Origin of the sequence: Pseudomonas fluorescens (assembly GCF_902497875.1) — a bacterium.
In the GTDB taxonomy this organism is placed as follows: Bacteria; Pseudomonadota; Gammaproteobacteria; order Pseudomonadales; family Pseudomonadaceae; genus Aquipseudomonas; species Aquipseudomonas fluorescens_BR.
On sequence record NZ_CABVHY010000010.1, the window covers coordinates 33,784 to 46,707 of the forward strand.

The window sequence follows — 12,924 nt, forward strand, 5'->3', positions numbered from 1 at the left end:
ATCTATGTGGGAGCAGCCGGTCGACGCTCGATTGCTCGCGATGGGCGTCACACTCGCCATTGATATGACTGTCGGACCGCTATCGTCGGAACGCCGCCCGGAGCAGCTCGCTCCTACAGGGGTTACAACTTGATCCAGGTCGCCTTCAGCTCTGTGTACTTGTCGAACGCGTGCAGCGATTTGTCACGACCATTGCCCGATTGCTTGAAGCCACCGAACGGCGCGGTCATATCGCCGCCATCGTACTGGTTGATCCAGACGCTACCGGCACGCAATGCCTTGGCGGTCAGATGAGCCTTGGAAATGTTGGAAGTCCATACCGCCGCGGCCAAGCCATAGGGCGTGTCGTTGGCAATCTGAATGGCATCTTCCACGGTGTCGAAAACAATGACTGAAAGCACCGGACCAAAGATTTCTTCCCGGGCGATTTTCATCGCATTGCTCACACCATCGAAAATCGTCGGCTCAACGTAGGTACCACCGGTTTCCTCGAGAATGCGCTTGCCGCCAGCCACCAGTTTGGCACCATCGCTATGACCGGATTCGATGTACGACAGCACGGTGTTCATCTGCTGGGTATCCACCAGTGCACCGACGTTGGTCGCAGGGTCCAGCGGATTGCCAGGTTTCCAGCCTTTGAGGGCTTCGATCACCAGCGGCAGGAAGCGGTCCTTGATCGAACGCTCGACCAGCAGGCGCGAACCGGCGGTGCAGACTTCGCCCTGGTTGAATGCGATGGCACCGGCTGCAGCTTCGGCGGCGGCTTGCAGGTCCGGCGCATCGGCGAACACGATGTTCGGGCTCTTGCCACCGGCTTCGAGCCAGACGCGCTTCATGTTCGATTCGCCGGAGTAGATCAGCAGTTGCTTGGCGATCTTGGTCGAGCCGGTGAACACCAGCGTGTCGACGTCAATGTGCAAGGCCAACGCCTTGCCGACGGTATGGCCGTAGCCAGGCAACACGTTCAGCACGCCCGCCGGAATGCCGGCCTCAACGGCCAGAGCAGCAATGCGGATGGCGGTCAGCGGCGATTTTTCCGACGGCTTGAGGATCACCGAGTTACCGGTGGACAGTGCCGGGCCGAGTTTCCAGCAAGCCATCATCAACGGGAAGTTCCACGGCACGATGGCAGCCACTACACCGACGGGCTCGCGGGTCACCAGACCCAGCAGATCGTGCGGCGTGGCAGCGACTTCATCGTAGATCTTGTCGATAGCTTCGCCGCTCCAGCTCAGCGCTTGCGCAGCGCCCGGAACGTCGACGCCCAGGGAATCGCTGATCGGCTTGCCCATGTCGAGGGTTTCAAGCAGCGCAAGTTCTTCAGCGTGCTTTTTCAGCAGGCCGGCAAAACGAATCATGGTGGATTTGCGTTTGCTCGGCGCCAGCCGCGACCAGACACCGGAATTGAAGGTAGTGCGGGCGTTTTCAACGGCACGCTGGGCGTCGGCGACGTCACAGCTGGCGATCTTGCCCAGCAGGCGGCCATCGACCGGGCTGATACACTCGAACGTCTCGCCGGAGACGGAGTGAGTGTATTCGCCATTGATGTAAGCACGGCCTTCGATCTTCAGATCGCGGGCGCGTTGTTCCCAGTCGGCACGAGTCAGGGTGGTCATACGAGTGTCCTCCTCTTATTGAATACAGGCGCTACGCGTTCTACGCAGGCACCCTCAGGAATTCTGCCCGGCCAGCCTTCACTTCGGCCCAAGGCAACCATCACCCTAAACCAGCGGGACCTCTAGTTTCAATATATTTGACACAAGGCCTTCAAACAGCCTTGCGATGTTCATTTTAATAAACATAGACTTTGGGCTTCCAAGCACTCGCGTCGCACTCACGGGGGATAAAAACAATGAGCATCCAGGACATCGTCGACTTCAACCAGGCCAATACCCAGGCGGAGCGCTTTCGCCCGGCCCAGGAAAAAGTCCTCAAGGGCGACCCCGAGCAAGTTATCCACAACCACTACAACAGCCCTTGTGGCCAGATGAACGCGGGCGTGTGGGAAGGCGCCGTGGGCCAGTGGACAGTTAACTATACCGAGCATGAATACTGCGAGATCGTGCAGGGGGTCTCGGTATTGCGCGATTACGACGGTAATGCCAAGACCCTGCGCGTGGGCGACCGTTTTGTCATCCCCGCCGGCTTCAGAGGGACCTGGGAAGTACTGGAGACCTGCCGCAAGATTTATGTGGTGTTTGAACAAAAGGCCTGAATCCCAGGCACAAAAAAACCCGCCAGAAGGCGGGTTTTTTTGTCAGAAGCAAAACCAATTACTTGATTTTGGCTTCTTTGTAGATCACGTGCTTGCGAACCCGCGGATCGAATTTTTTGATTTCGATTTTATCCGGAGTGGTGCGCTTGTTCTTATCAGTGGTGTAGAAGTGGCCAGTACCGGCACTCGACACCAAACGGATCAATTCACGCATGATTCTCTCCCTTAGACCTTAGCGCCATTGCGGCGAATTTCGACCAGCACGACATCAATGCCACGCTTGTCGATGATACGCATGCCTTTGGCAGATACGCGCAGACGCACAAAACGCTTCTCGGACTCGACCCAGAAGCGGTGATGCTGCAGGTTCGGCAGGAAACGACGACGGGTTTTGTTGTTTGCGTGGGAAATGTTATTCCCAGTCACCGGACCCTTACCGGTAACTTGACAGACTCTCGACATGCCTCAGCCCTCTAAAACCACATGCCCAACCCGGCATGGGTTGGCCGCTTAATCTCTCAGTCAATTTGGCGCCAGGCGCCGCGTTTCTTTAAGGGTCTTACCGGCTACACCTACAAGCGAAGGAACCGGGCCCCTAGAAAAGAGCGCTGCTTTATACCAGAAAGACCCCATTGCAACAACAGGCGATGTGATCTGCCTTTCTTGAAGTCCCGGTTTTCTTGCTCCGGGGGCCTCATTCAAAGGCTGCCGATGGAAATTACCGCTCGTCGCTGAACGTGTGACGTGTTGCCGTTTCACGCGGTTCAGCTATACAGATTACCCGTAAATGCCCCTGATCAAACGAGGCAATTGAGGTGTTTTTCAGAAAAAACGCCCCTGGTCGTGTCAGAAAAAACCTCTCACCTGCCAATTTACCGCTTGAAAGACCACACGCCTGAAACGCCAAACCGAAAAATTGGATAGTCATTTTCAAAAGAGGCCACTAGGGTAAGCCTTTTCCAGACTGCACTCGCAGATGGGCCTTCGATCTGCAAAGGAAACCGAATATGCGCCTCGCTGCCCTACCGCTACTGCTCGCTCCCCTTCTGAGCCCGCTGGCCCATGCCGCCGCCCTGAGCGTCTGCACCGAGGCCAGCCCGGAAGGGTTCGACGTGGTGCAATACAACTCGCTGACCACCACCAATGCATCCGCCGACGTGCTGATGAATCGGCTGGTGGACTTCGACACCGCCAGCGGTAAAGTGGTGCCCAGCCTCGCTGACAGCTGGGAAGTTTCCACGGACGGCCTGACGTATGTCTTCAAGCTGCATCCACAGGTGAAATTCCATCGCACCGAGTACTTCAGCCCCAGCCGCGAGCTGACCGCAGAAGATGTGAAATTCAGCTTCGAGCGGATGCTTGACCCCGCCAACCCATGGCATAAGGTCGCCCAAAGCGGTTTCCCCCATGCGCAATCGATGCAGTTGCCGGCGCTGATCAAAAAGATCGACGCCCTCGACCCGCTGACAGTGCGGTTCACCCTCGACCACCCGGATTCGACCTTCCTCGCGACCCTGAGCATGGGCTTCGCCTCGATCTATTCGGCAGAATATGCCGACCAGCTACTCAAGGCCGGCACCCCGGAGAAACTCAACAGCCAGCCGATCGGCAGCGGCCCGTTCATCTTTGGGCGTTTCCAGAAGGACGCAGCGGTTCGCTACAAGGCCAACCGCGATTACTTCGGCGGCAAGCCTGCGGTAGACACCCTGGTGTTCGCCATTACTCCGGACGCCAACGTGCGCCTGCAGAAACTGCGGCGCAACGAGTGCCAGATCGCCCTGTCGCCCAAACCTCTGGACGTGCAAGTCGCCGGCAAGGAATCGACGCTTAAAGTCGAGAGTACCGCGGCCTTCATGACGGGGTTTGTCGCCATCAACAGCCAGCACCCGCCGCTGGACAAGCCTGAAGTACGCCAGGCAATCAACCTCGCTTTCGACAAGTCCAGCTACCTCAAGGCCGTCTTCGAAGACACCGCCGAACCCGCCAACGGTCCTTACCCACCCAACACCTGGAGTTACGCCAAGGAGCTGCCGGGCTACCCCCACGACGTCGCCAAGGCGCGGGATCTGCTGGCCAGGGCTGGATTCAAGGACGGCTTCAAAACCACTATCTGGACCCGCCCATCGGGCAGCCTGCTCAACCCCAACCCAAGTCTGGGCGCCCAGTTGTTGCAGGCGGATCTGGCCGAGGTCGGTATTCAGGCCGAGATTCGGGTCATCGAGTGGGGCGAGTTGATTCGCCGGGCCAAGGCCGGTGAGCACGACTTGCTGTTCATGGGCTGGGCTGGCGATAACGGCGACCCGGATAACTTCCTCACGCCGCAGTTTTCCTGCGCCGCGGTGAAATCCGGGACCAACTTCGCCCGCTACTGCGACCAGGGCCTGGACAAAGTGATCAGTGCCGGCAAGACCACCAGCGAGCAAGGTGTGCGCAGCATGCTCTACCACCAGGCTCAGGCGCAGATCCAGCAACAGGCGCTCTGGGTGCCACTGGCGCACCCGACCGCCTTCGCCCTGACGCGCAAGGAGGTGCAGGGCTACCAGGTCAGCCCGTTCGGTCGCCAGGACTATTCAAAGGTTAGCATCAAGCCCTGAGGCGCTCTACGGCTACATCCAGCCGTACTCGGACATCGACAGCGGGTCGCCTTCACCGATGATGAAATGGTCGAGTACCCGCACATCGATCAGATCCAGCGCCTTCTGCAGGCGCTTGGTCAATACGCGGTCGGCCTGACTCGGCTCGGCGATGCCCGAAGGGTGGTTGTGGCACAGGATCAAGGCCGCCGCGTTGTACGCCAACGCGCGCTTGACCACCTCCCGGGGATAGACGCTGGTGGTGTCGATCGAGCCTCTGAACAACGCCTCGAACCCCAGCACGCGATGCTTGGTATCCAAAAACAGACAGCCAAACACTTCATGCGGCTCATGCCGAAGCAACGCTTTGAGGTAGTCGCGCACGACTAACGGACTGTCCAGCACCGAGCCCCGCCGCAGCCTTTCAGCCAAATGCCGCCGGGCCATCTCCAGCACTGCCTGCAATTGAGCGAACTTCGCCGGGCCCAGGCCCAACTGGTGGCTGAATGTCAGCTGATCCGCTTCCAGCAACGCCCGCAGGCTGCCAAATTGAAGCAACAAGTGTCGCGCAAGATCGACTGCGCTTTTGCCACTGACCCCGGTTCGTAGAAAGATCGCCAGTAACTCGGCATCGGAAAGACTGGCCGAACCCTGCTCCAGAAGTTTCTCCCGCGGACGCTCCGCCGCAGGCCAATCGCGAATGCTCATAGCACCTCCATGTGTGTGGGCGCCGCTGTTCCGTGGCGGTCGCTGTGCTATCTTAGCCCATCTTTTTAGCGTGCGATTTCACCTGGGGAGGGGTATTGCGCGCAGTCATCACTGAACTAAAGGCAAGCCTATGCAGCGTCTGTATCGGAAACGCATTGTTCTCGGCGTCGGCGGCGGCATTGCCGCCTATAAGAGCGCCGAACTGGTTCGCCGACTCCTCGACCAAGGCGCAGAAGTGCGCGTGGTCATGACCCGAGGCGGCAGTGAATTCATCACCCCGCTGACCATGCAGGCCCTGTCCGGGCACCCGGTCCATATGGACCTGCTCGACCCGGCAGCCGAAGCCGCGATGGGCCATATCGAGCTGGCGAAGTGGGCCGATCTGGTGCTGATCGCCCCCGCCACCGCGGACCTGATCGCCCGTCTGGCCCAGGGCATCGCCGATGACCTGTTGACCACCCTGGTACTGGCCACCGACGCCACCGTCGCTATTGCCCCGGCCATGAACCAGGCCATGTGGCGCGATCCTGCCACCCAGGCCAACACTCAACTGCTCGAAAGCCGCGGCCTGCGGGTGTTCGGTCCGGCCTCCGGAAGCCAGGCCTGTGGCGACGTCGGCATGGGCCGCATGCTCGAAGCCGACGACCTCGCGCTCTGTGCCGCCGAGTGTTTCAAGCGCCGGTCGCTGACCGGCAAACACGTGCTGATCACTGCCGGCCCGACCCAGGAAAACATCGACCCGGTACGCTACATCACCAACCACAGCTCCGGAAAAATGGGCTTCGCCTTGGCGGAAGCCGCTGTCGAGGCCGGCGCCCGCGTGACCCTGATCACCGGCCCGGTACATTTGCCGACCCCGGACCGGGTAACCCGAATCGATGTGGTCAGCGCCCGGGACATGCTCGCCGCCTGCGAAGCCGCGATCCCCTGCGACCTGTTCATCGCCTCCGCGGCGGTCGCCGACTACCGTCCCGAAGTCGTTGCCCCACAGAAACTCAAGAAAGACCCTACGAACGGCGACGGCTTGTTGCTGCAGATGGTGCGCAACCCAGACATTCTGGCCACCATCGCCACCCGTCCCGACCGTCCGTTCAGTGTCGGCTTCGCTGCTGAAACCGAACATCTGCTCGACTACGCTGCACGCAAATTGAAAGACAAAAACCTTGATCTGATCGTTGCCAACGATGTCGCCAACCCGAGCATTGGCTTCAACAGCGAGGAAAACGCCTGCAGCGTAATTGACCGGGAGTTGCACGCAACTCTCTTTGCCCAGACCAGCAAGAGCAAGATTGCTCGCCAGCTGATCACATTTATCGCCGAACGTCTGAACCAGGTTTAACTCGCATGCACGCTTTACAAGCCAAGATCCTCGACCCACGCATTGGCAACGAATTCCCGCTGCCGCAGTACGCCACACCGGGTTCCGCCGGCCTCGATCTGCGGGCCATGCTGGAAAAAGACACCGTCATCAAGCCAGGCGAAACCCTGCTGATCCCTACCGGCCTGTCGGTGTACATCGGCGATCCGGGTTTGGCGGCGCTGATTCTGCCGCGCTCAGGCTTAGGCCATAAACACGGCATCGTGCTGGGCAATCTGGTCGGCCTGATCGACTCCGATTATCAGGGCCCGCTGATGGTGTCGTGCTGGAACCGTGGCCAGACCGATTTCAACATCGTGATTGGCGAGCGCCTGGCCCAATTGGTGCTGGTGCCCGTGGTTCAAGCGCACTTCGAGTTGGTCGAAGAGTTCGATGAAACCCAGCGCGGCACTGGCGGTTTTGGCCACTCCGGCAGCCATTGATCACACAAAGGCCGGGCGTCCTGCCCGGCCTGAAACCTGCACTTTGTATTTCAGGGACGAAATAATTGCGCAGGCTTCATTCGGAAGCTTTAGCGCCGAAAATCAAGGCATTGACGGGCCATTCGGTCGCAGATTCTGGTGGCATGGCCTTTGCACACCACGAACTCTCTGCCGAATACGCCGTCATATCCTTCACTTTGAGACTGCCGACGAGTTTTTCACAGGCAGGTCCAGCCACTTTCGAGATGGAGCATTTCCAGAAATGAGCACCCCAGGCCAAGTCGCACCGAAGTTCCCCGACAGCATTTTCCGCGCCTATGACATCCGCGGCACCGTCCCGGAATTCTTGAACGCTGAAACCGCTTACTGGCTCGGCCGCGCCATCGGCTCCCAGAGCCTGGCCCAGGACGAACCAAACGTTTCCGTTGGCCGCGATGGCCGCCTGTCCGGCCCAGAGCTGGTGGAACGACTGATCCAGGGCCTGGCCGACAGCGGTTGCCACGTCAGCGATGTCGGCCTGGTACCAACGCCTGCGCTGTATTACGCCGCCAACGTACTGGCCGGCAAATCCGGGGTGATGCTTACCGGTAGCCACAACCCGTCGAACTACAACGGCTTCAAGATTGTCATTGCTGGTGACACCTTGGCGAACGAACAGATCCAGGCCTTGCACGAACGCCTCAAGACCAACAACCTGAGCAGCGGCAAGGGCAGCATCACCAAGGTCGAGATCCTCGATCGCTACAACACCGAAATCGTCCAGGACATCAAACTGGCTCGCCGGCTGAAAGTGGTAGTCGATTGCGGCAACGGCGCCGCCGGCGTGATCGCCCCTCAACTGATCGAAGCCCTGAACTGCGAAGTCATCCCGCTGTTCTGCGAAGTCGACGGCAACTTCCCGAACCATCACCCGGATCCGGGCAAGCCTGAAAACCTCGTTGACCTGATCGCCAAGGTCAAGGAAACCAATGCCGACCTGGGCCTGGCCTTCGACGGCGATGGCGACCGTGTAGGCGTCGTCACCAACACCGGCAGCATCGTCTTCCCGGACCGCCTGCTGATGCTGTTCGCCCGCGACGTCGTGGCGCGCAACCCGGATGCGGAAATCATCTTCGACGTCAAATGCACCCGCCGCCTGACCCCATTGATCAAGGAATACGGTGGTCGTCCGCTAATGTGGAAGACCGGTCATTCGTTGATCAAAAAGAAAATGAAGCAAACTGGCGCTCTGTTGGCCGGTGAAATGAGCGGGCATATCTTCTTCAAGGAACGCTGGTTCGGTTTCGACGACGGCATCTACAGCGCCGCGCGGCTACTGGAGATCCTCAGCAAGGAAAAATCCACTGCGGAAGAATTGTTTGCAACCTTCCCGAACGATATTTCTACGCCGGAAATCAATATCCATGTGACCGAAGAGAGCAAATTCAGCATCATTGATGCACTGCACGACGCGCAGTGGGGCGAAGGTGCCAAACTGACCACCATTGATGGTGTGCGGGTCGACTACGCCGAAGGCTGGGGTCTGGTTCGCGCCTCCAACACCACACCGGTGCTGGTACTGCGTTTCGAGGCTGATACCGAGGCCGAGTTGCAGCGCATCAAGGACGTGTTCCACGCCCAGCTGAAACGTGTTGCCCCTGATCTACAACTACCGTTCTGATTGACTAGATAGTTTCACCGGAGCCCTGAATGACCCTCGAACGCGATGCCGCCGCCAACACCGCCAAGGTTCTATCCGAAGCGCTGCCTTACATTCGCCGCTACGTCGGCAAGACGCTGGTGATCAAATATGGCGGCAACGCTATGGAAAGCGATGAGCTGAAAACCGGCTTTGCTCGCGATATCGTGCTGATGAAGGCCGTGGGCATCAACCCGGTGGTTGTTCACGGTGGCGGCCCGCAGATCGGTGATCTGCTCAAGCGGCTGTCGATCGAGAGCCATTTCGTCGATGGCATGCGTGTTACTGATTCGCAGACCATGGACGTCGTGGAAATGGTTCTCGGCGGCCAGGTGAACAAAGACATCGTCAACCTGATCAACCGGCACGGCGGCAGCGCCATCGGCCTGACCGGCAAGGACGCCGAGCTGATTCGCGCGAAAAAGCTCACCGTTACCCGGCAAACACCGGAAATGACCACCCCGGAAATCATCGACATCGGCCACGTTGGCGAAGTAGTCGGGATCAACACCGACTTGCTGAACCTGCTGGTCAAAGGTGATTTCATCCCGGTCATCGCACCTATCGGTGTCGGCGCCAACGGCGAGTCGTACAACATCAACGCCGACTTGGTTGCCGGCAAAGTCGCTGAAGCCCTCAAGGCCGAGAAGCTGATGCTGCTGACCAACATTGCCGGCTTGATGGACAAGCAAGGCAAAGTCCTGACCGGCCTGACCACCGAGCAGGTCAACGAGCTGATCGCTGACGGGACCATCTACGGCGGCATGCTGCCGAAGATCCGCTGCGCACTGGAAGCAGTGCAAGGCGGCGTGACCACCTCGCACATCATCGACGGCCGCGTACCGAACGCGGTGCTGCTGGAAATCTTCACCGACACCGGTGTGGGTACATTGATCAGCAATCGCAAGCGTCACTGAGTCATTGCTGCTGACCGAATACCGGCAGTATTGGCATCAGAAGCCTTAATGGATCGCAGCCTCCGGCCGCTCCTGCACACATTTTCGGATGTACGAAAATTGTGTAGGAGCTGTCGGAAGCTGCGATCTTTTTTGTCAGCTAGGGAAACGTCTTACCAGACTTAGCGAAACGTCTGACATCACTCAAAAATTAATCCATCTAGCATCTTCCATGAATCCACGGGAGATCGACTCATGCAAAAAAACCACGTTCCATACGGCAGTGATGTTTCTGCGGGCACCTACGAATGCGTGGACTGCGGCCATCTGTATTCGAATCAGGCAAAAAAATCGATGCCGCCCTGCCCTCAGTACAAACCGGCCACTCACACACTCAACGGCTGGAAGATTCTGACGGGCCAAGGTGATGCCGTTAAGGATCCGTATCCGAACAAGGCCGATAAACCCACCGAGAGCAAAGACGCCACACAGTCCGGCGACGCCAGTACCGCCAGCAAAAAATAATCTCGGGGGAGTGAGCCATGCAGATCTCTTTCAAGATCGACGCCCAAGCCTTCGATCTGGAGCAAAAGGAACCGGTCAAAAAGACCCTGCGGATTTCCGACAACGAAATCGCCCACGCCTTAGAGCGAATTGCCAAGGCCAGTCTGACCGAATACTTGAAAATGCTGGTCGAAGGCGGCATGCCCAGCAGGGCTGACGAGGCGAAGCAAGATCGACTTCTCTATCTGATTCAAAGTTACTTCGGGCAAACGTTGCCGACTGAATCGCAGATATCGACGATTTTTCAGCTCACCCAGAGCCAGAGCAAGACCCTGCTCAAAAACACCGTGTCACGCTTTCGCAACCAGCTTGATGTGATTCTTCGCAACAGCATGAGAGCGGTGATCGAATCAGCGGAACATGCGCAAACCGTCTATCTGGTGGTGATCAATTCTGACGTCATCCGTGACGAGTTGAACATGCTGATCACCCAGAACCAGCCGACATTCAAACCCATCACCAAGCGCAAAGGCAGCGCCGGGCAGTTCGAGATCAGCGAAGATTCCCACGATTTGCTGTGCGCAACCCTAGGGCTCAATGCCGTTCAGTGACATTGTCGCGGTCAGCGGATTACTGCTGACCCTAACCACCTTCATGTTCAACCTGGCCTGGCCCAGGTTGCATGAGGCGCTGGAACTGGATGAAAACCAGTCAGGCCCGCTGGCTAGAAAGCGCAGCCGGAAAAAGATAACAGCCGTTTTGCTCGGCTGTGCCCTCCCCTTGCTGAGCGCTTTCTCGGCGCTCTTTTACGTCAATCTGCCGGCCGCCGTTCGCATCATGCGCACCAGCACCCTGGATCTGTGGGATTTCGATGTCGATCGGACGCTGTACGTAATGGTCGTCCAGGCACTGTTGGTGTTCGCGCTCTTCAACGTCCGGCTGACAATCCGGCTCGTGACCAAATGGCGAAAATTACGATAACAGCGTCGCAGGAGCTTTGAGAAAGGCCCTGTGAAGACAGGGCCTGTTTTACTCAGATGCCGTACTGCGCCCGATAGGCTTCGACTGCCGGCAGGTGCTGCTTGAGCTGCGGATCATCGGCCAGGAACTGCAGAACCTGAGCCAGGGATACGATGCTGACCACCGGGATACCGAAGTCTCGCTCGACTTCCTGGATCGCCGACAACTCGCCGTTGCCGCGCTCCTGGCGGTTCAGGGCGATCAACACACCGGCCGCCTTGGCGCCCTGGGCCTGGATGATTTGCATCACCTCGCGGATCGCCGTGCCGGCGGTGATCACGTCATCGATGATCAGTACATCGCCAGCCAATGGCGCGCCAACCAGGCTGCCGCCTTCGCCGTGGGCCTTGGCTTCCTTGCGGTTGAAACACCATGGCAGATCGAGCTGATGGTGTTCAGCCAGTGCCACAGCCGTCGTCGCCGCCAAAGGTATGCCTTTGTAGGCCGGGCCGAACAGCACGTCGAAAGAAATTCCGCTTTCAACAATGGCCGCCGCGTAAAAACGACCGAGTTGCGCCAGGGCCGAACCGCTGTTGAACAGACCGGCATTGAAGAAGTAAGGACTGGTACGTCCGGACTTCAGGGTGAACTCACCGAAGCGCAAAACGCCGCGATCGATGGCAAAACGAATGAAATCGCGCTGATACGCCTGCATGAAAAAAGCCCCAATATCACGGATTTAGCTAATTAGGTAGACCTCGGGTATCATACCCGCACGCGATTTTTGGGGCCACATATGCGGATCATCAGTGTGAACGTCAATGGTATTCAGGCTGCAGTCGAGCGTGGTTTGCTCAGTTGGCTGCAAGCACAGAATGCCGACGTCATCTGCTTGCAGGACACCCGCGCCTCCGCCTTTGAACTGGACGACCCAGCCTTCCAACTGGATGGCTACTTCCTTTATGCCTGCGAAGCCGAAGTCCCCGCCCAAGGTGGCGTGGCTTTATATTCGCGGCTGCAACCGAAGGCTGTCATCAGCGGTCTCGGTTTCGAGACGGCAGACCGCTACGGGCGCTACCTGCAAGCCGATTTCGACAAGGTCAGCATCGCGACCTTGCTGCTTCCATCAGGGCAGAATGGCGATGAAGACTTGAACCAGAAGTTCAAGCTTATGGACGACTTCGCCCGCTATCTGGATAAACAGCGGCGCAAACGGCGCGAGTACATTTATTGTGGCTCGCTCTACGTGGCGCAACAGAAGCTGGATATCAAGAACTGGCGCGACAGCCAGCAATCCCCGGGTTTCCTGGCGCCGGAACGGGCCTGGATGGACGAGATTGTCGGCAACATGGGCTATGTCGATGCCCTGCGTGAAGTCAGCCGTGAAGGTGACCAGTACAGCTGGTGGCCGGACAACGAACAGGCCGAGATGCTCAACCTGGGCTGGCGTTTCGACTACCAGCTGCTGACTCCGGGCTTGCGTCGTTTCGTCCGTAGCGCACGCCTGCCACGTCAGCCGCGCTTCTCGCAGCATGCACCGCTGATTGTGGATTACGACTGGACGCTGACCATCTAAGCGTTTTTTCGCAG

General features: G+C 58.4%; 14 protein-coding genes and 1 pseudogene. 10 read left to right on the forward strand and 5 right to left on the reverse strand.

Annotated elements, in window-relative coordinates:
• Positions 1-122: 122 nt before the first annotated feature.
• Positions 123-1,616, reverse strand: coding sequence for an aldehyde dehydrogenase (locus tag F8N85_RS11675; RefSeq protein WP_150803774.1), 1,494 nt, complete (start codon positions 1,614-1,616; stop codon positions 123-125).
• Positions 1,617-1,852: 236 nt separating this feature from the next.
• Here F8N85_RS11675 and F8N85_RS11680 point away from each other — a divergent pair, with 236 nt between their 5' ends.
• Positions 1,853-2,215, forward strand: coding sequence for a cupin domain-containing protein (locus F8N85_RS11680; protein ID WP_150803775.1), 363 nt, complete (start codon positions 1,853-1,855; stop codon positions 2,213-2,215).
• Between the two features lie 58 nt (positions 2,216-2,273).
• Here F8N85_RS11680 and rpmG read toward each other — a convergent pair whose 3' ends face one another.
• Both rpmG and rpmB read right to left on the reverse strand, forming a co-directional pair.
• Complete coding sequence (gene rpmG / locus F8N85_RS11685) at positions 2,274-2,429, reverse strand: 50S ribosomal protein L33 (RefSeq protein ID WP_003437824.1); 156 nt, start codon at positions 2,427-2,429, stop codon at positions 2,274-2,276.
• An 11-nt stretch (positions 2,430-2,440) separates the two neighbouring features.
• The gene (gene rpmB, locus F8N85_RS11690) at positions 2,441-2,677 is read right to left on the reverse strand and encodes a 50S ribosomal protein L28 (RefSeq protein ID WP_150803776.1); all 237 of its coding nucleotides are present in this window, start codon (positions 2,675-2,677) and stop codon (positions 2,441-2,443) included.
• A gap of 545 nt (positions 2,678-3,222) precedes the next feature.
• On the opposite strand from rpmB, the gene F8N85_RS11695 reads away from it, so the two are divergent.
• Positions 3,223-4,809 (forward strand): ABC transporter substrate-binding protein, encoded by a 1,587-nt coding sequence (locus F8N85_RS11695; protein ID WP_150803777.1) that lies wholly within the window; start codon positions 3,223-3,225, stop codon positions 4,807-4,809.
• Positions 4,810-4,821: 12 nt separating this feature from the next.
• Here F8N85_RS11695 and radC read toward each other — a convergent pair whose 3' ends face one another.
• A complete protein-coding gene (radC, locus tag F8N85_RS11700; protein ID WP_150803778.1) occupies positions 4,822-5,496 on the reverse strand; it encodes a RadC family protein in 675 nt (224 codons plus the stop codon).
• Positions 5,497-5,626: 130 nt separating this feature from the next.
• Between radC and coaBC the strand changes: the two genes are divergently transcribed.
• The 7 genes and pseudogenes from coaBC (at position 5,627) to F8N85_RS11740 (ending at position 11,355) form a co-directional block, all read left to right on the forward strand.
• Positions 5,627-6,835, forward strand: a complete 1,209-nt coding sequence (gene coaBC, locus F8N85_RS11705; RefSeq protein ID WP_150803779.1) for a bifunctional phosphopantothenoylcysteine decarboxylase/phosphopantothenate--cysteine ligase CoaBC — start codon at positions 5,627-5,629, stop codon at positions 6,833-6,835.
• A 5-nt stretch (positions 6,836-6,840) separates the two neighbouring features.
• Complete coding sequence (dut, locus tag F8N85_RS11710; protein ID WP_150803780.1) at positions 6,841-7,296, forward strand: dUTP diphosphatase; 456 nt, start codon at positions 6,841-6,843, stop codon at positions 7,294-7,296.
• Positions 7,297-7,552: 256 nt separating this feature from the next.
• Positions 7,553-8,956, forward strand: a pseudogene (locus tag F8N85_RS11720) (phosphomannomutase/phosphoglucomutase); the annotation flags it as partial.
• A gap of 29 nt (positions 8,957-8,985) precedes the next feature.
• Positions 8,986-9,891, forward strand: a complete 906-nt coding sequence (gene argB / locus F8N85_RS11725; RefSeq protein WP_150803783.1) for an acetylglutamate kinase — start codon at positions 8,986-8,988, stop codon at positions 9,889-9,891.
• Positions 9,892-10,125: 234 nt separating this feature from the next.
• Positions 10,126-10,395, forward strand: coding sequence for a hypothetical protein (locus tag F8N85_RS11730; RefSeq protein ID WP_150803784.1), 270 nt, complete (start codon positions 10,126-10,128; stop codon positions 10,393-10,395).
• Positions 10,396-10,412: 17 nt separating this feature from the next.
• Positions 10,413-10,985, forward strand: coding sequence for a hypothetical protein (locus tag F8N85_RS11735; protein ID WP_150803785.1), 573 nt, complete (start codon positions 10,413-10,415; stop codon positions 10,983-10,985).
• Positions 10,972-11,355 (forward strand): hypothetical protein, encoded by a 384-nt coding sequence (locus F8N85_RS11740; RefSeq protein WP_150803786.1) that lies wholly within the window; start codon positions 10,972-10,974, stop codon positions 11,353-11,355. The genes F8N85_RS11735 and F8N85_RS11740 overlap by 14 nt, the downstream gene beginning before the upstream one ends.
• A 52-nt stretch (positions 11,356-11,407) precedes the next feature.
• On the opposite strand, the gene pyrE is transcribed toward F8N85_RS11740, so the two are convergent.
• Positions 11,408-12,049, reverse strand: a complete 642-nt coding sequence (pyrE, locus tag F8N85_RS11745) for an orotate phosphoribosyltransferase (RefSeq protein WP_150803787.1) — start codon at positions 12,047-12,049, stop codon at positions 11,408-11,410.
• 81 nt (positions 12,050-12,130) lie between these two features.
• Here pyrE and F8N85_RS11750 point away from each other — a divergent pair, with 81 nt between their 5' ends.
• Positions 12,131-12,910: an exodeoxyribonuclease III gene (locus F8N85_RS11750; protein ID WP_007934608.1), complete on the forward strand. Its 780-nt coding sequence runs from the start codon at positions 12,131-12,133 to the stop codon at positions 12,908-12,910.
• The last annotated feature ends 14 nt before the right edge of the window (positions 12,911-12,924 follow it).

Coding starts and splice junctions, on each gene's coding strand:
- F8N85_RS11740 (WP_150803786.1), top strand. CDS start 10,972: ATGCCGTTCAGTGACATTGTCGCGGTCAGCGGATTACTGCTGACCCTA.
- rpmG (WP_003437824.1), bottom strand. CDS start 2,429: ATGCGTGAATTGATCCGTTTGGTGTCGAGTGCCGGTACTGGCCACTTC.
- coaBC (WP_150803779.1), top strand. CDS start 5,627: ATGCAGCGTCTGTATCGGAAACGCATTGTTCTCGGCGTCGGCGGCGGC.
- F8N85_RS11675 (WP_150803774.1), bottom strand. CDS start 1,616: ATGACCACCCTGACTCGTGCCGACTGGGAACAACGCGCCCGCGATCTG.
- radC (WP_150803778.1), bottom strand. CDS start 5,496: ATGAGCATTCGCGATTGGCCTGCGGCGGAGCGTCCGCGGGAGAAACTT.
- rpmB (WP_150803776.1), bottom strand. CDS start 2,677: ATGTCGAGAGTCTGTCAAGTTACCGGTAAGGGTCCGGTGACTGGGAAT.
- F8N85_RS11735 (WP_150803785.1), top strand. CDS start 10,413: ATGCAGATCTCTTTCAAGATCGACGCCCAAGCCTTCGATCTGGAGCAA.
- F8N85_RS11730 (WP_150803784.1), top strand. CDS start 10,126: ATGCAAAAAAACCACGTTCCATACGGCAGTGATGTTTCTGCGGGCACC.
- F8N85_RS11680 (WP_150803775.1), top strand. CDS start 1,853: ATGAGCATCCAGGACATCGTCGACTTCAACCAGGCCAATACCCAGGCG.
- dut (WP_150803780.1), top strand. CDS start 6,841: ATGCACGCTTTACAAGCCAAGATCCTCGACCCACGCATTGGCAACGAA.
- pyrE (WP_150803787.1), bottom strand. CDS start 12,049: ATGCAGGCGTATCAGCGCGATTTCATTCGTTTTGCCATCGATCGCGGC.
- F8N85_RS11695 (WP_150803777.1), top strand. CDS start 3,223: ATGCGCCTCGCTGCCCTACCGCTACTGCTCGCTCCCCTTCTGAGCCCG.
- argB (WP_150803783.1), top strand. CDS start 8,986: ATGACCCTCGAACGCGATGCCGCCGCCAACACCGCCAAGGTTCTATCC.
- F8N85_RS11750 (WP_007934608.1), top strand. CDS start 12,131: ATGCGGATCATCAGTGTGAACGTCAATGGTATTCAGGCTGCAGTCGAG.